Annotated in this window: 10 protein-coding genes and 1 tRNA gene; 2 read left to right on the forward strand and 9 right to left on the reverse strand. The window is 68.6% G+C overall.

All coding sequences use genetic code 11. The features are described from left to right. Positions 1–119 precede the first annotated feature (119 nt). The 4 genes from GDR74_RS13770 to GDR74_RS13795 form a co-directional block, all read right to left on the reverse strand. On the reverse strand, positions 120–1,907 hold the full coding sequence (locus GDR74_RS13770) for a hypothetical protein (RefSeq protein WP_152586838.1): 1,788 nt from the start codon (positions 1,905–1,907) through the stop codon (positions 120–122). Between the two features lie 282 nt (positions 1,908–2,189). Beyond that, a complete protein-coding gene (locus GDR74_RS13775; RefSeq protein ID WP_194164544.1) occupies positions 2,190–7,565 on the reverse strand; it encodes an autotransporter domain-containing protein in 5,376 nt (1,791 codons plus the stop codon). Between the two features lie 534 nt (positions 7,566–8,099). After that, positions 8,100–8,175: transfer RNA gene (locus GDR74_RS13790), tRNA-Ile, on the reverse strand. A 143-nt stretch (positions 8,176–8,318) separates the two neighbouring features. Next, positions 8,319–9,533, reverse strand: coding sequence for an adenylate/guanylate cyclase domain-containing protein (locus GDR74_RS13795; protein WP_246179506.1), 1,215 nt, complete (start codon positions 9,531–9,533; stop codon positions 8,319–8,321). Positions 9,534–9,717: 184 nt separating this feature from the next. Between GDR74_RS13795 and GDR74_RS13800 the strand changes: the two genes are divergently transcribed. Then, the gene (locus GDR74_RS13800) at positions 9,718–10,338 is read left to right on the forward strand and encodes a TIGR02466 family protein (RefSeq protein WP_152586842.1); all 621 of its coding nucleotides are present in this window, start codon (positions 9,718–9,720) and stop codon (positions 10,336–10,338) included. A gap of 31 nt (positions 10,339–10,369) precedes the next feature. On the opposite strand, the gene GDR74_RS13805 is transcribed toward GDR74_RS13800, so the two are convergent. The 5 genes from GDR74_RS13805 to GDR74_RS13825 form a co-directional block, all read right to left on the reverse strand. Continuing rightward, positions 10,370–11,587 (reverse strand): MFS transporter, encoded by a 1,218-nt coding sequence (locus tag GDR74_RS13805; protein WP_152586843.1) that lies wholly within the window; start codon positions 11,585–11,587, stop codon positions 10,370–10,372. Positions 11,588–11,736: 149 nt separating this feature from the next. Next, positions 11,737–12,213, reverse strand: coding sequence for a YkgJ family cysteine cluster protein (locus tag GDR74_RS13810; protein ID WP_152586844.1), 477 nt, complete (start codon positions 12,211–12,213; stop codon positions 11,737–11,739). 78 nt (positions 12,214–12,291) lie between these two features. Continuing rightward, positions 12,292–13,275 carry a cation diffusion facilitator family transporter gene (locus GDR74_RS13815; RefSeq protein ID WP_152586845.1) on the reverse strand — a complete coding sequence of 328 codons (984 nt, stop codon included), beginning with the start codon at positions 13,273–13,275 and terminating at the stop codon, positions 12,292–12,294. A 102-nt stretch (positions 13,276–13,377) separates the two neighbouring features. Next, a complete protein-coding gene (locus GDR74_RS13820; RefSeq protein WP_152586846.1) occupies positions 13,378–14,652 on the reverse strand; it encodes a dicarboxylate/amino acid:cation symporter in 1,275 nt (424 codons plus the stop codon). Between the two features lie 174 nt (positions 14,653–14,826). Continuing rightward, a complete protein-coding gene (locus GDR74_RS13825; RefSeq protein WP_152586847.1) occupies positions 14,827–16,293 on the reverse strand; it encodes a catalase in 1,467 nt (488 codons plus the stop codon). Between the two features lie 92 nt (positions 16,294–16,385). Between GDR74_RS13825 and GDR74_RS13830 the strand changes: the two genes are divergently transcribed. Next, a complete protein-coding gene (locus GDR74_RS13830; RefSeq protein ID WP_152586848.1) occupies positions 16,386–17,288 on the forward strand; it encodes a hydrogen peroxide-inducible genes activator in 903 nt (300 codons plus the stop codon). Positions 17,289–17,336: the final 48 nt, after the last annotated feature.

Genomic DNA, 17,336 nt, shown 5'->3' on the forward strand with positions numbered 1-17,336 from the left:
TATCGAGGACATGTCCGGCAATAGCGCCGGTACGTATGTCCTCGGCAAGACCATCGCGCGAGCCAAGAGTAGCGCTGAATGAGAAACTTGTTTGAGATCTCGGTTGGCTGTCACGGACATCAGATCACAAAGAAGTCTTTGAAGGAGATGCTCTTCAGGCCCTTCGACAGCACCGCTATCTTCACGGACGCCATCGTCCCGGCTCCGTCCGCATCGTAGAACAGCGCCCCGGTCTTCGGGTTGTAGATGACATGATCGTTGGCATCGTGCGCCTTGGCGCCCTTCCAGAACGCCTTGGGGTTAAGCTTCGCCGGTTTGCTCAACGAGCCCTTGCTGCCCAGCGCCTTGAAGACCTTGTTGTCGAGGGCGACGGTGTCGTCGCGAACCGAGAAGTCGACAATCCGATCGACGTTGGTTCGCGTGTTCGGCTTGGTGTCGAACACAAACAGGTCTCGGCCTTTGCCGCCGACCAGGGCGTCACCTCCGAGGCGGCCGAACAGCGTGTCGTTCCCGAGCCCGCCGGAGAGCATATCGCGGCCGCTGCCGCCGATCAGGGTATCGTTGCCATCCGTGCCGATGACCGAGCGCGTGCCGTCGTTGCACACCGTGCCATAGACGATCTCGTCCCGCACGTCCTCGACGGCGATGGTGAAGGCCCGGTCGAGATGGGTGCCGTCGGCGGCGGTGGCGCGCACCACCACCCGGTGCGAGGCCTGCGCCTCGTAATCGAGCCGGGCGCCACCCGCGACCAGCAGGCGGTCGCCTTGCAAGGTGAAGCGGCGATCCGCATCGTCGAGGAGGGTGTAGGCGAAGCCGTCGCCCTTGCCGGGCACCTGCGCGGTCAGCAGGCCCACCAGCGTGCCCGCGGCCGAAAGCTCCGGCACGCTCGCGTGGCTGAGCGCGAGATGAGGCGGGACGATGGGCACGTCCTGCACCAGGACGAGGCTCGCGGACGAGCGGCGGCCGCCCGCGTCGGCGAGCGTCACGGTCACCGGTTGCTCGGTGCTGACCTGCGGCGGCTCGGCGGCGCTGGTGAAGGTCACCGCCCGGATGAGCTCCTGCACCCGGGCCGAGGTGGCGTTGAGGTTGTTGAACACGATGCTGAGGCCGGCATCCCCCGCCTCCCACAGCATGCCGACCTCGACCCCGCCGACCGTGACGATGCTGCCCGCCGCATAGCCCGCCGAGAGGGCGACCGCTCCCGTCGTGTCGATGCCGAGATGGCCCGGTGCATCGAGCCCCTGCGGGGCGACGACATTGAGAAGCGCGTAAGCCCCGTCGTCGTCGGAGACGAGCGCGTCGCGGCCCGCATCGACGAACACCGTCGCGCCGGCGCGCGTTTCCACCCGGTCGCCGGCGAGCCCGTGGATGACAGGTGAGCCGATCACATGCGTGCCGGTCGCGTCGACGACGGTGTCGATGCCCTGCCGATGGAGCCGGGTCAGCTCCGCGGCCGTGAAGGCGAGGCCTGTGGCGACGAGCCTGTCGTTCTGGCTGACGAGGCCGGAGGCGAGCAAGGCGGTGTCGCGGTCCGCCACCGTCAGGACGGCATGGTCGGTTCGCAGGGAAATCCGGTCGATGCCGGTCACGGTCCGGCTCGTGAAATCGAACGCGGTGCCGAACAGGACGAGCTCGTCCCAGTGGGTTGCCGCATCGGCACCGCCGTCGAAGGCGGCGATACCGGCAAAGCGCGCCCGGTCCAGGACGACGGTGTCGTGTGCGCCCGAGCCCTGCACGGTCTCGATGCTGTCGAAGACCGCGGCGAGCCTCAGGTCGAATGTCCCGCCGCCGAGCAGCAGGAGCGTGTCGTCGCCCGCTCCGCCGCGGAGGCTGGCCTGGGGCAGTCCGCCCGCATCGACCTGCAGGGTCGCGCCGGGCGAGGATGGGAAGATGCTGAAGGCGCTCATAACCGAAGGCTGCGGATCGCAACATCGTCACAACCTTCTAGTGCAACCTCCGGACTCGAGAAACTCCTTGTCCGGGGAGGCGCCTCTAGGGAATGCCCTCCCATGCCGAGACCTGTCGGGGAACAGGCGCCGCGCAGCGCAAGGATCGCCCCTCCTTCGAACGACGATCCCGCACATGCACCGGCCCAGGCATCCGCGCCTGCACGCGGCTCCCTGCGCATCGCGGGGCCGGCTGGCGCATGCTTCCGCGCAAAAGCGGCTGCCGCTTTCGCGCGCGATGCTCTAGAACTTCCAGGTGAAGTTGCCCTTGACGGTGTGGTCCTGCGCCCGGGCGCCGATCTGCCCGCCATAGGTCACGCCCAGGCTGACGTCCTTCGTCGCCTGCCAGTCGAGCGCGGCCTCGGCCACGAGCGCATCGCGGTCCACCGGCGCACCGGACACGGCGAAGGCCGAGCCGCCGTCCCGGAACGCCAGCAGCGCCTCGGGCGCGACGTCGCCATAGGCATGCCGCCAGCCCAGCATTCCCGTCATCGTCAGCGGCATCTCGTCGCCGAGCGTCGTCCGTGCCCGCACGCCGAGCGTGGTGGTGCCGAGTTCATGGGTGCGGCCGTAGCCGACCAGCGAGGCTGCGCCCCCAGCCTCCACGAAGCCATCGGTACGAAGCTGCAGGATCGATGCGCCCGCGAAGGGCTCGACGCGGGCCCGCCCCCAGTCGAACCGGTAACCCAGCTCGGCGAAGGCCTGTACCGTCGAACCGTCGTAGGAGCCCCGGGTCTGATCCGCGAATCCGGGGAACAGCACGGCGCGGCTGGTGTCGATGTCGTGGAACGCGAAGGATGCGCCGGAGCGCAGGGCGATCGCTCCCCAGGCGGCTCCGCCGTAAAGCGCGGCGAAGGTCGTGTCGGTCGTGCCCGAGGAGAGCCTGCCGTCCACGGCGAAGGAGGTGCGGGCGAAGCCGGCGGCCACGCCGAGCCGGTAGGCAGGATCGGACGTCATGTCCGCGCCGAGGACGAAGCCTCCGGTGGAGGCGCTCGATGAGGCGACTCCGAAAGCCGAGCCGATGCGTCCCCAGGAGCCGAAGCCCTCGCCCCAAAGGGCGAAGCGGCGCGGATCGAAGCCGGCATAGGCGGCGGCCGCCGCCTGCGACGCCGATCCGTCGCGCAGGCGGCCCAACAGGGTATCCTGCACGAGGCGCGCGATGGCGAAGTTTGCCGTGACGGCAGAGGCATGGGCCTCGCCGGACAACGCATCGTAGGCCTGGCGGGCCGCCGCGTCCGTCGTCAGCTGGGTGACGGCGTCGAGCACGGCGCTGTCGGACGGCAATGTCGCCACGGCCCGCGCCACCCTCACCTCGTTCGGGGTGACGGCAGCCGCTTCCATCGCGGCGGCATTCGGCTGAACCGCGACGAAGGCGGCGTTCTCGCCGTAAGCCAGGTTGAAGACCAGGAACCGGGGCAGGGTCTGACCGGACTGCACGAGGCCTTGAAACGTCCCTCTCACTCCGCCGTTCGCGAGCAGGATCGGATAGGTCGAGCCGACACGATAGTTCCCCGGCGCAGCCACCAGCTGGACGGTACCGCCGGACAGGTCGGCTCCGCCCGACGCGGCGATCTGATCGTGCCGGCCGGTGCCGTCGATCTCGACCTGGTAGACCGAGCCGCTGTCGAAGCTGACATTGCCGGTCGCCGCAAGTCGACCGATGGAGTGCCCCGGCGCAACGGTGCCGCCGCGCGTCACGTTGATCGTTCCCAGCGTGCCGTTGCCCTGAAGGAGGCCGCCCGCCTCGACGTTGGTCGTGCCGCCGAGGATCCCGTCCACGGCCAGGCTCCCGGCCTCGACGCTGGTGGTTCCGGCGAAAAGGGAGCCGTTGCCCGTGAGCGAGAGCGATCCCGCACCGATCTTCGTGATCGTGCCCGCCCCCGAGATCGCGCCGGCGAAACTGCCGCTTGAGCTCTGGTCGAAGACGACCGTGCCACGGTTGTCGAGGTTGCCGCCGATCGAGAGAGCGTTGCCGACCAGCGTGCCGCCGGCGACGACGGTGTTCGCATAGGCGTTCGTGCCGGTCAGCACCAGGGTTCCGGGCCCCTCCTTGACGAGATTCCCCGCACCGACGATGGCGCCGCTCACCACGAACCGGTTGTCGGGATCGAGGATGTCGAAACCGCCGCCGTTCTGCCCCCACAGGATGCTCCGCTCCGTGGAGCGGTATGCCGTGCCGGCCACCTGCAGCATGCCGCCGGTGAACGACAGGGCACCTGTGGGCGCGCCGAGATTGGCGTCGGATGAGACGGAAAGCGTTCCCGCCTGCAGCGTCGTACCGCCCTGGTAGGTGTTGGTCCCGCCGAGGGTGAGCTGCCCTCCGCCCGCCTTCACCAATGCGCCCGGACCGGAGACGGTGCCCGCGAGCGTGAGCCCCGTGCCGGCGTTCGTCTCGAATGTGCCCGTCCCGGTCAGCGCAACGTTCCGGGCCATGGTAAGGCTCGCGGTGGATTGCAGCACGCCGCCCTGCATCGTCAGGAGACCGTTGGCAGCGCCCAGATTGGCGTCGGATGCGATCTGCAGCGTGCCGGCCGCCAGGGTCGTTCCGCCCGCATACGTATTCGTTCCGGACAGCACCAGGGTGCCGTTGCCCTGCTTGACGAAGCGGCCCGCCCCCGTGATCGCTCCCGCAAATTGCGTGTTTGCGGCGTGGTTGAGCGTCAAGGCCGCGGAGCCGAGGGCGATTTCGCCCCCGGTGCCTCCCAGCGAGGTCATCGTCAGATCGTAGCCGCTCAGGTCCAGCCGGCCGCCATCGATCGTAAAGGCCGACCCGTTCGGAAGAGAACCGGCGGCCCCGGCACGCAGCGTCCCGGCCTGCAGCACCGTGCCGCCGAGATAGCTGTTCGCGCCAGACAGCACGAGGGTGCCTGCGCCCGCCTTCACCAGAGCGCCGTTGCCGGTCACGGGTCCCGTCGCGGTGAGAGTGGTGCCGGCTGCGGGCTCGAAGACTCCGTCTCCCGTCAGAGCAACCGTGCGGCTCGTGCCGAAATCCGCCGTGGTGCGGAGCGTGCCGCCACCGAAGGTGAGGCCGCCGCCCACCCCGAGATTGCTGTCGGAGGAGACCTGCAGCGTGCCGCCGCGGATGAGCGTGCCGCCCGTGTAGGTGTTGTTGCCCGACAGGACCAGCGTGCCGTGCTGCGTCTTGTCGATTCCGCCGCCGCCGACGATGGGAGCGTTGATGGTCGCCGTTTCGCCCGCGAGCACGCGGATCTCGGCGACGCCGTCCGCGCCGTCGGCGCCGCGAGCGCGAAGGGCACCGGCAGCGCCGGCATTCAGCGTGTGCCCGCTCGAGACGAATTGCAGCCCCTTGAAGCTCTGTTCGCCGTCGATGGCGACCGTGCTGCCCGACCCGCTGAAAATGGCGTGGTTCCCCGCCCATTGCGCAGGGTCCGTTCCCCCGAGGTTCCGCCAGTTGAAGTTGACCGCGTTCCACGTGCCGGCCGCGCCGCCGTTCCAGGTCTGCGCGAAGTCCGATCCGTTCGGCGCGATCACGAGGTCGACGACCTTGTCTCGCGAGGTGTCGACGGTGAAGGAGGAACTCCCCGAGCCGGGCGGCCGGCTTCCGATCGTCAACCCGCTTCCGGTCAGGCTGCCGCCATAGGTGATGAGACGGTAATATCCCACCTCGACGATTCCGCTCGGCGCAGACACATTGAGCGTGCCGTTCAGGTCGACGTTCCCGCCGACCGCGATCAGGTCCGTCAGATCCGATACGGTGCCCGCCGCGCCAGGATCGACCAGCTGATAGTCGAAGAAGGAGCCTGCCGCGAGCGACAGATTGCCATTGACCGTCAGAGGGCCCAGCGGCGCACCCGGAGCGATGGTGGCGCCCGACATGATCGTCGTGCTGCCCACCGCGCCGTTGCCCTCCAGCCGCCCGCCCGAAGCGACCGTAACGGGACCTCCGAGATTCCCCGTCACCGACAACGTGCCCGCCGCAAGGAGCGTCGGGCCGGTGAAGGCGGGAGCCGCGCCCGAAAGCGTCCACGCGCTCGATCCTGTTTTCTCGAGCGCCTGGAAGCCCCGATACTGGGACCCGAGGCCGGAGAGGTCGAAGGATGAGTTCCGGTCGCCTCCGAATGCGAGAACGTTGGGATTCTGCGCATCCCCTCCACCGGCGACAACATTGCCGACGATGGCGTATCCGGCCCATAGCTCGAGCCTGTTGTTCCCGCCCGTGAAGGAAATGGCATTGGCGCGCTGCGTGCCGTCGCCGCTGAGACCGCCCTGGATGGTCCCGGCGTTATAGATGCGTGCGCCTCCGGCTCCGGCGACGATGCCGTCGCCGCCCCTGCCGCTGACGCCGCGCCGACCGGGGTTGCCGTCCCGGCCGGGGAAGAGCGCCCGGCCGCCTCCCGATCCCTGCGTTCCGCCGGCGCCGGCTTCGCCACCGTCGCCACCGCCGATCCATGCACCCGAGAGGTTGATGACGGTGCCGGAACCCGTCAGGCCGATGCCGGCCTGACCGGCTCCGCCATTGCCGCCATTGCCGCCGTTGCCGCCGTTCCCCGAGCGCCAGCTGCCGCCGCCGCCGTTGCCGCCATCGCCGCCGTCTCCGCCGGCGCCACCGTTGCCGCCACGGATTGCCGCGCCCTGCAGGTTGAGGATGGACACGCCGTCCGCCGCAAGGATGCCATAGCCGCCCGCGGCGCCGTTGCCGCCATCGCCGCCATGGCCGCCCTGTCCTCCGGTGCCGGGAACGAAGATGGCAGTGGCCGTGCCGCCATCGGCACCTGCACCGCCATTGCCGCCTGCGCCGCCCTGGCCGCCCGCGATCCGCGTTCCCGCCGCTGTCGTCAGGGACCCGGCCGTCAGGGAGGCCGCCGAGCCGCCTGCGCCGCCTTGGCCGCCGGCGCCGGCACTGCCGCCGTTGCCGCCGACGCTGAAAAGTCCGACGGCGAAGGGCTTTCCGCCGTCCCCGCCCTGGCCGCCCTGCCCTCCGTTGCCGCCCCTTATGGCGAGATTGGCGGCCGTCGTCAGGTCGGTGCGGGCCGTCGATACGAGCCCGTTCCCGCCGCCGCCGCCACCACCGCCGCCGGCGCCGTTGCCGCCCGATCCGACGATCGAGAACACCTCGATGCCGATGCCGTAACCGTCGCCGCCCTCACCGCCCGTGCCGCCGGCGCCGCCGGCGCCGCCGGCGAGGTGATAGCTCAGGAAGAACGGGCCGGCCCCCGCGATGACGGCGCCGCCACCGCCGCCGCCGCCACCGCCGCCGCCCGCGCCGTCGTAGCCGACAAAGCTGGGGAGGAGCCAATCGTATCCGCTACGCCCCTTGGATCCGCCGGCGCCGCTGCCCCCGGCCTGGCCCGCGACGGGGAATGGAGGCGGCTCCTGGCCGACATAGGGCGTGGCACCGGCGTTTCCGCCCCGGCCGCCCCGCCGGCTCCTGGGTGCGTCGCCACCCTTGCCGCCGCCGGATCCCGGTCCGACGTCCGCCCCCGCGCGGCTGCCGCCGCCACCGCCACCGCCGCCATGGCCGACGGCGCCCCTCGGATCGCCGCTGCCGCCGTATCCTCCACGATGGTCCTCCGATGCGCCCCCGTTGCCGCCGGGTCCCGCAGCGGATGCCGGGCTCGGCACCGCGATGCCGGCGAGCATCAGGAGAGTACAGGCCAAGGCCGTCGACGAGAGCGCCACAACCCGGACGCGTTGCACGCGGCGCGTGACCTTGCTCGACCGGGGGCCAGAACTCAGGTTCACGACAGGCATAGCGCTCTCCAGGCGAAAGTAATGGCTCGCTCCCGAAGCCGAATCGGGGACATTTCTTGGTATAAACTATACAGAACTCATTCCTATGAAATACAATTTCAATTTTTCCGTTGCATCGGCCGGTTTTTATCGGATGTTACTTTGAGGCAACGCGCTGCCGTAACCGCTCCGAACCTGTGAAGAGCTGCTGATGGATTGAAGATGTTGTGTCCAACGACGGCACATGTCTCACTGAAGAGCCTCGGGACAAGTCGGTGCCATTCGCCCGGGCGAGCGGCCGCGTTCGACGCGAAGCCGCGGATATCGGAACCGGCTTGTCGACCCTCTGCGCCTGGGCTCAGGCCCCGTTGAGGGAATGGAAGGCGCCGCCGCGGTGGATAGGACGGCGGAGGGAACGCGGGCGCGACAGGCCGGGAGACAGGCGGGAATCTGCGCTTGGATTGGTGGGCCCGGCAGGACTCGAACCTGCAACCAGACCGTTATGAGCGGCCGGCTCTAACCATTGAGCTACAGGCCCTTTGAGGAAGGGTCAGGCGCTTTTAGAGCATTTTCGGGGGAAGTGGGAACCGGTTTTCCGCAGGAAAAGGCCTCGGCCGGGAAAATTCCCGTGCAGCTCGCGCGGCCCGGAAAGGGCCGGCCGGCCCGCATCCTCGGCCGGTTTCAGGGCCGGTAGACCTCGATCTTCTCGTCGAAGCCGTCCACCGCATGGGCGCCGAGGGGGGTCGGGTCGCCCCAGAGGTGCTCCACGAAGGGCTTCGACATGAGGAGGGGCTCGCCCAGCCGCTTGTTCAGCTCGGCGATCCGGCTCGCCAGGTTCACGTCGCGGCCGATGACGGTGAAGTCCAGGCGACGGCCGGAGCCCACGTTGCCGTAGGCCGCGTCCCCATGGTGCAGGGCGATGCCGATGTTGATGGGCACGGGAAAGCGGCCTTCGCTGTTGGCGGCCTGGACCCGGCGGATCGCCTTCGTGGCGGCGGTGAGCGCCGCCTGGGGCGCCCCGCCCGTGTCGTCGCCCCGGTCGCGCACGATGGCGAGGAGCCCGTCGCCCAGATACTTCAGCACCTCCCCGCCCTCGTCCTCGATGGGCGGCACGAGGCAGTCGAAGTAGTTGTTGAGAAGCTCCACCGCATGCTCGGGGCTGAGGGTCGAGGAGATCTGCGTGTAGTCGCGCATGTCCGCGAAGAGGATCGCCGAGCGGATCCGCGTCACCTGCCCGCGCAGGATCGCTCCCGAGAGGATCGCCCGGTGGGGGTCGTCGCCCACGTAGATGCGCAGCACCTCGTCCAGGCGGTTGCTCGTGGTCCGGAGCTCCACCACCAGCGCGAAGGACGGCATGACCAGGCGCAGGATGCGCAGGGTCTTGTCGTCGAAGCCGCGTGGCGAGCGGGTGGCGAAGGAGATCGCGTTCTCGGCGCCGCTGCTGAAGCGGAGGGGGATCGTGAGATAGTGCCGGTATCCGGCCTCCTTCAGCTCCGGGAGAATGGGGAACCGGTCCTCGGGCGTCTTCTCCAGGTCGAGCAGCAGCCACTCGCCCGTCCTGTTCACGTAGGCGAAGGGGCTGGCGCCGTAGACCGTCTCGCGTCGCTCGCCGTGGGGAAGGTAGCGCACCACCGTGCCCTCCTCCTTGGTCCAGAAGCGGCCGATCCCGGCATATTCGGAATGCAGCGCCTCGATGGCCGAGGCCGCCCTGTCGATGGGCAGGCCGAGTTCCCGCAGACGCTCGATGAAGGCGCTGAGGATGTCGCTCGGGTCGTCCATGCGCGCGGCCCCCGTCACGAGCCAGTCCCGCAGCGCGATGACCCGCGACAGGGTTTCCGGGTCGAGGCTGCGGGCGAGGGTCAGGGGATCGTCGTGGAGGCCGGGTTGCGAGAGCATGAGGGTCATACCGCCAAGGTGGGAACGTGCGGGCGGAGCTGCAAGCGGGCGCCTGTCATGGACGAAGGCGCCCCGCCGCCGCTTGCCGGACCGCTTCCGTTTTGACACGCTCCCACGCGCCGTCTAGAGCGTCTTCAGGAAAGGTGGGTCCCGGTCCTTCACCGAGAATGCCCTGAGCCAGGCCATGTTCACCATCGACACGCTGTTCGTCACCAAGATCTACCGCGCTGAACTCACCGGCCCGAAGGCCGAGCGCCTCAACGCGGAACTGGAAGGCGCCTGCCTGTCCATTGCCGAGGACGACGAGGCGGGGCAGCGCTGGTGCGAGAAGAACGGGTATCCGGGCTATACGTCCTACGCGTCCCTCAACGACCTTCCCTGGCGCGTGCCGGTGTTCGGCGACCTGCTCAAGCATCTCGACACCCACGTGGCGGCCTTCGCGAAGGAGCTGGAGTTCGATCTCAAGGGCCGCAAGCTCGCGCTGGACAGCCTGTGGATCAACATCCTGCCTCCCGGCGGCGTGCATACCTCCCACATCCACCCCCATTCGGTGGTGAGCGGCACCTACTACGTGACGATCCCCGACGGCGCGAGCGCCCTCAAGCTCGAGGATCCGCGGCTCGGCTTGATGATGGCCGCCCCGCCCCGCAAGGCCAAGGCGAAGCCGGAGAACCGGCAGTTCGCCTACATGGCGCCGAAGCCCGGCACCATCCTGCTCTGGGAAAGCTGGCTGCGCCACGAGGTCCCCGTGAACGAGGCCGAGAGCGAGCGCATCAGCGTCAGCTTCAACTACGCCTGGCGCTGAGGGCGGGCCGCAGCCCGTTGCCGCGGCCTCCTCAGCCGCGCGGCCGCTCGTGCGGCAGGAAAACCGTCAGCAGGCCGATCGCCGGGAGGAACGAGCAGATCCGGTAGACGGTCTCGATGCCGGTCCAGTCCGCCAGCTCGCCCAGCACCGCCGCGCCGAGGCCCCCCATGCCGAAGGACAGGCCGAAGAACAGCCCGGCGATCATCCCGACGCGGCCAGGAACCAGCTCCGTCGCATAGACCAGGATCGCCGAGAAGGCGGAGGCGAGGATGAGGCCGATGAGCACGCTCAGCACGCCGGTCCAGAACAGGTTCGCGTAGGGCAGAGCCAGGGTGAAGGGCAGCACGCCCAGGATCGAGAACCAGATCACGTATTTGCGCCCGAACCGGTCGCCGATGGGACCGCCCAGCACCGTTCCCGCCGCCACGGCGCCGAGGAAGATGAAGAGATGCAGCTGCGCGTCCTGCACGGAGAGCTGGAACTTCGAGATCAGGTAGAAGGTGAAGTAGCTGGTGATGCTCGCCGTGTAGAAGTTCTTGGAGAAGACGAGGAGCATCAGGATCGCGATCGACCAGAAGATCCGGCGGTGCGAATGGATCGGCTTCGCCGCCGCGGCGCGGGGCTTGGCGCGCAGGGCGGCGAGCCGTTGCCCGTACCACCGTCCCACCAGGGACAGGACGATCATGGCAAGCAGCGCCACCGCGGAGAACCAGGCGATGCTCGGCTGGCCCAGGGGAACGACGATGAAGGCGGCGAGGAGCGGCCCGACGGCGGTGCCCGCATTGCCGCCGACCTGGAAGACCGATTGCGCCAGCCCGTGCCGCCCGCCCGAGGCCAGGCGCGCCACGCGGGAGGATTCCGGATGGAACACGGAGGAGCCCATGCCGACGAGGCCCGCGGCGAGGAGCAGGAGCGGATAGGAGGAGGCGCGCGAGAGCGTGAGCAGGCCGACGAGGGTGAAGCCCATGCCGACCACGAGGGAGAAGGGCATCGGCCGCCTGTCGGTATAGATCCCCACCAGGGGCTGCAGGAGCGAGGCCGTGAGCTGGAAGGTCAGGGTGATGAGGCCGACCTGGGCGAAATCGAGGGCATAGCTTTCCTTGAGGATCGGATAGATCGCCGGAATGAGCGACTGGATCAGGTCGTTCAGGAAATGCGAGAAGCTGATGGCGGCAAGAATCGGGACGGCGACTCCCTCCGCGGCATGACGGACGGGGGCGGCGGGAAGGGCTGTCGATTTCGTGTCCATGGCGTTTTATGGGCGGGCCGGCGGACGCTCGGCCTTTTCTTGTTCATAAGAGACAAGCCTATAAACGAAAACGGCTCCGCCTTCTCCCACCGTGCGCGCAGGGCTGGATTGCCGGGCAGGCATCCCCGCATGGCGCTCCCGCCTGAGGCCTATTCCTCCTTGTCGGCCCATTCGTAGAACGGCTCCGGCCCGTCGGCGCCGTCCTCGATCTCCTCTTCCACCTCGCGGAAGGTGATCCTGACCTGCGGCACCACGTTCTCGTCGCCCTGCTGGATGCGCTCGAAGCGGAGCAGATCGTAATAGGCGCAGCGCGAGCGCCCGGGATAGGAGCGGCAGACGCCCGGGCGCGCATGATAGACCGTGCAGCCGCGGGTCTTCTGATCGAGGAACGTACAGGTCCGCTCGAAGATGACGTCCTTCACCCGCTTGAGGACGCGCTCCCCGTCGAATTCCGTGGTGTAGCGCCGCTCCGCCTCGGCGAAGGTCACGCCGAAATGCTTCGCGAGCCGCGCGACGTCGCGCCTGGAGACCGCGACGCGTTCATAGATCGAGCAGCAGAATGCGGGGCATTTGTTGCAGTTGAAGTAGACGCGAGGCTGGTCGTCCTTGATGACCCGTTCGGCCATGCGCGCTCCTTTGGTCCAGACTGGGTATGATGGGCGAACGAAGCGCGGTTTCAATAGACGCCGGCCGTCACGCTTTCCTTAATGCGACGGAACCGGATTCTCCACCGTTCCCTCGAAGGCCCCTTCGACCGTCAGGGCGTGGCGCCTGTAAGTGCCGGGGCTCTGCGGCTTGATGAACAGGGCGATGATCTCCGGATGCGCGTTCCGGATCCTGTCCTCGACGCGGGCCACGCAGGCCTCGATGTCGGGCGTGCGCAGCTCGTCGGAGAATTCGGCGCTGAGGGCCGCGACGACCTGGTTGGGCGCGAGATGCACCGTGAGGACGCCGTTGACGCGCTCGACGGCCGGATCGGACTGGGCAAGGGCCTGCACGGCGCCTTCGAGGCGGTGGTGTGCCGCCTCTCCGATCAGCAGGCCCTTCGTCTCCCGCGCCAGCACGAGAGCCGTGACGGCGAGCACCGCGCCGATGCCGAGGGAGGCGACGCCGTCCATCTCCGGTCTGCCGAAGGCCTGGGCGGAGGCGACGCCTGCGAGAGCGATGATCAGCCCCGCGAGCGCGGCGCTGTCCTCGAACAGCACGGTGAAGGTCGTGGGATCCTTGCTCTCGCGCACGGCGCGGAAATAGCCGAGCGATCCCTTCGCCTTCCTGAACTCCTTGAGGGCGACCCACCACGAGCCGCCCTCGAAGAGGAGCGACAGGCCGAGGACCGCATAGGCCACGTGCGGGCTCTCCATCGGCTCCGGATGGCGGATGTGCACGACGCCCTCGTAGAAGGAGACGCCGGCGCCGAGGGAGAAGATGAGAAGCGCGACGATGAAGGTCCAGAAATACAGCTCGCGTCCGTGGCCGAGGGGATGCGCGCGGTCCGGCGGCTTGGCCGAGCGATGGAGGCCGTAGAGCAGGAGCAGTTCGTTGCCCGTGTCGACGAGGGAGTGCACGCCCTCGCTCAGCATTGCCGAGCTTCCCGTCCAGGCGGCCGCCACGAACTTGGTGACCGCGATCAGGAGATTGCCGATCAGCGCGGCATAGATGACTTTCTTCGACGAGGTCTGCGACGCCATGCCCGTCTCGCTCCGCTTCCAACAGAACGGTCAGGCTGGGCGCAGGTTGCATCCGGGGCGGAAATCCGGCCGGGTGCGCTCGCACCCGGCCGGGCGGTCATGTCATTCGGCCGGGGCGAGCACCGCGTCGGAAGCCGCCGTGCGCGCCTCCTCGCCGCCGTTGTAGACGGCGAGATCGAGGACGCCCTCCTCCTTGGCCACGAGAACGGGCACGAGGATCTGGCCCGTGACGTTGGTGGCCGTGCGCATCATGTCGATCACCCGGTCGATGGCGACGATGTAGCCGATGCCTTCCAGCGGCAGGCCCGCCGTGCTGAGCGTGAGGGTGAGCATCACGATGGACGTGCCGGGAACGCCCGCCGTTCCGAGGGAGCCGAGCACGGCGGTGAGGCCGATCAGCACGTACTGCGTGAGCGAGAGGTCGAGGCCGAAATACTGCGCGATGAAGATCGAGGCGATGGCGGGATAGATCGCGCCGCAGCCGTCCATCTTCACGTTCGCGCCGAGCGGCACCGCGAAGCTCGCATAGCTCTGCGGCACGCCGAGGCGCTCCACGGCCACCCGCAGCGACATGGGCAGGGTCGCGAGGCTCGACGAGGTCGCGAAGGCCATCTGCTGCGCGGGCAGCGCGCCGCGGAAGAAGCGTCCGGCCTTGAGGCCGTGCAGCTTCAGGAGCCCGCCATAGACCACGGCGATGTGGAACAGGCAGGCGATGTACATGGCCGCGATGAACTTGCCGAGAGGCAGAAGAGAGGACAGGCCGTAGCGTCCCACCACCCAGGCGATGAGGCCGAAGGTCCCGACGGGCGTCAGCTGCAGCACCCAGCGGGTGATGCGGAAGACGAGGGCCGCGCCCTGATCGGCCAGCGCCCTGAGGCCGGCGGTCTTCTCTCCCAGGGAGACGAGCGCGGCGCCGACGATGCCGGCGAAGAACAGCACCTGAAGGACGTTCGTGTCCGCCATCGCCTTGATCGGATTCGTCGGCACGATGCCGATGAGAACCTCCAGCGGCGTCGGGATCGTCCGCGGCTTCACCTCGCCGAGGGGCAGGTTCGAAAGACCGAGCCCCGGATCGATCAGGTGGCCGAAGGCGATGCCGACCAGCACCGCCAGGGCGGAGGTGGCCATGAACCAGAACAGGGTGCGCAGGCCGAGCCGCGCCACGTTCCCCGCCTCCGCGAGCTTCGCCACGCTGGACACGATGGTGAAGAACACGAGCGGAATCACGATCATCCGCACGAGGTTCAGGTAGATGTCGCCGAGGGGCTTGAACCAGAGGGCGGCTTTCTCGCCCATGAGCGTGCCCGCCAGGATGCCGAGGGCAAAGGCGACCGCAACGCGCTGCCAGAGGGGTCGGCTAAACCACGTTTTAATCATGTGTTTTACTTTCATTAAGCATATGAAGTCGTGAATATATGGCAAAATACGACCCAGTTCGCAAATAACGCCGACGCGGGGGCGCAATGACGCGTCTGCATGGCAAGGCTTGGGGCCGACGCGAAAAGGCCGCCCCGGAAGGGACGGCCTTGCATGAAGGGAGCGGCGGAAGCCCTATTCCGCGGCCTGGGGAACCGCCTCGCCCGGGGACAGCCCCATGCGCTCCGCGACGCCCAGGCCGTAGGCCTTGTCCGCACGGTAGAAGTGGAGCACCTGGCGCTTCACGATCTCGACGGGGACGCCCTGCATGGCCTCCGCGATGTTGTCCATCAGCCGGACCTTCTCGGCCTCGCCCATCAGCCGGAACAGGGCCCCGGCCTGGCTGTAGTCGTCGTTGCCGACCCGGTGGTCGTAGCGGTCCGCGTCGCCCGAGATCTTCAGGGGCGGCTCCGCGAAGCGGGGCTCCTGCACGGGGCCGCCGAAGGAGTTCGGCTCGTAATAGGCATCGCCCCGCTCCGGGATCTCGAAGAGCATGCTGCCGTCGGCGTGGTAGTGATGGACGGGGCAGCGCGGCCGGTTCACGGGCAGCGCCTCGTAATGGGTGCCGACCCGGTAGCGGTGGGCGTCCGCATAGGCGAAGAGACGGCCCTGGAGCATCCTGTCGGGCGAGAAGCCGATGCCCGGCACGATGTTGGAGGGCGAGAAGGAGGACTGCTCCACCTCCGCGAAGTAGTGCCTGGCGTTGCGGTTCAGCTCGAGAATGCCGACCTCGTGCAGGGGGTAGTCGGCGTGCGGCCACACCTTGGTGAGGTCGAACGGGTTGTAGGGCGTCTTCTCCGCATCCGTTTCCGGCATGATCTGCACGCACAGGCGCCAGCGCGGATAGTCTCCCTTCTCGATGGCCTCGTAGAGGTCGCGCTGGGCGCTCTCCCGGTCCTTGGCGATGACCGCCTCGGCCTCGCGGTTGGTCCAGTTCCGGATACCCTGCATGGACTTGAAGTGGAACTTCACCCAGTACCGCTCGCCCGCCGCGTTGATGAAGGAATAGGTGTGCGAGCCGAAGCCGTGCATGAACCGGTAGCCCTGCGGCAGGCCGCGGTCGGAGAACAGGATCGTGACCTGATGCAGGCTCTCCGGGGAGAGGCTCCAGAAATCCCACATGGCGGTGGGGCTGCGCAGGTTGGTGGAGGGATGCCGCTTCTGGGTGCGGATGAAGTCGGGGAACTTGAGCGGGTCGCGGACGAAGAAGACCGGCGTGTTGTTGCCGACCACGTCCCAGTTGCCCTCCTCGGTGTAGAACTTCACGGAGAAGCCGCGCACGTCGCGCTCGGCGTCGGCCGCGCCGCGCTCGCCGGCCACCGTCGAGAAGCGCAGGAAGACCTCGGTCTGCTTGCCGACCTCCGAGAAGATCTTCGCCTTCGTGAACCGGGTGATGTCCTGCGTCACCGTGAACGTGCCGTAGGCGCCCGAGCCCTTGGCATGGACCACGCGCTCCGGAATGCGCTCCCGGTTCTGGTGCGCCAGCTTCTCGACGAGCTGGTAGTCCTGGAGCAGCAGGGGTCCGCGCGGGCCGGCCGAGATGGAGTTCTGGTTGTCGGCGATCGGCGCGCCGGCCGTGGTGGTCATGGTCGGTTTCGTCATGGTGATCCTCCTCGATGGGGGCACCATCGCCGAGGGCTCTCCATTAGTCCAATTCGATTGTCTGACCGGGACGATCAGGCTAGCTTATCGCGATGATCACCCTGCGCCAGCTCCGCTATCTCGCCGCCGTCGCCGAGACCCGTCATTTCGGCCGGGCCGCCGCCCTCTGCCACGTGACGCAGCCCGCGCTGTCCATGCAGATCCAGGAGCTCGAGCAGTCGCTCGGCCTTCACCTCATCGAGCGCCGCCGCAATGCGGTGGACCTGACCTCCGAGGGACGGGAGATCGCCCGCCGGGCCGCCGCCATCCTCGCCTCGGTAGCAGACCTGGAGGATTATGCCCGCCGGGAGAAGCCGCCCCTCGTCGGCGTGCTGCGGCTCGGCATCATTCCTTCCATCGCCCCCTATCTGCTGCCGAGGGCGCTTCCCCTCCTCCACGAGCGGCACCCGGAACTCGACCTGCGCATCCGCGAGACCCAGACCGCGGCCCTCGTCGAGGAGCTCGTGCGCGGCGAACTCGACCTGGTCGTCGCCGCCCTCCCCCTCGACCGACCGGAACTCGACGCCCTGACCGCATTCGAGGATCGCTTCCTGGTGGCGCGGCAAGCGCGGGCCGGGCGGAGCGCGGACGAGCGGATGACGCCCGCCGCCCTGGCGGGAGAGCATCTGCTGCTGCTGGAGGAGGGCCACTGCCTGCGCGACCAGGCGCTGAGCGTGTGCGGCGCCCTCTCCTCCGACATGCCCCAGGCATTCGGCGCCTCCAGCCTCTCGACCGTCATGCACCTCGTGGCCAACGGCTACGGGGTGACGCTCCTGCCCGAGATGGCGGCGCGGGCGGAGGGGACGGACCGCGTCCAGCTCGTGCGGTTCACGGATCCGGAGCCGGTGCGCACCATCGGCCTCGCGTGGCGCCGCTCCTCCTCCCGGCGCAACGATGCCGCCGCCCTGGCGAAGGTTCTGCTCGACGCGCGCGCCGGAGACGGGCCTCACCTGTGAACGTTACGGAAACCAAGGATCGAAATTCCCGCACCCGTGGCCGACCGG

The organism is Microvirga thermotolerans (assembly GCF_009363855.1).
Classification (GTDB): domain Bacteria; phylum Pseudomonadota; class Alphaproteobacteria; order Rhizobiales; family Beijerinckiaceae; genus Microvirga; species Microvirga thermotolerans.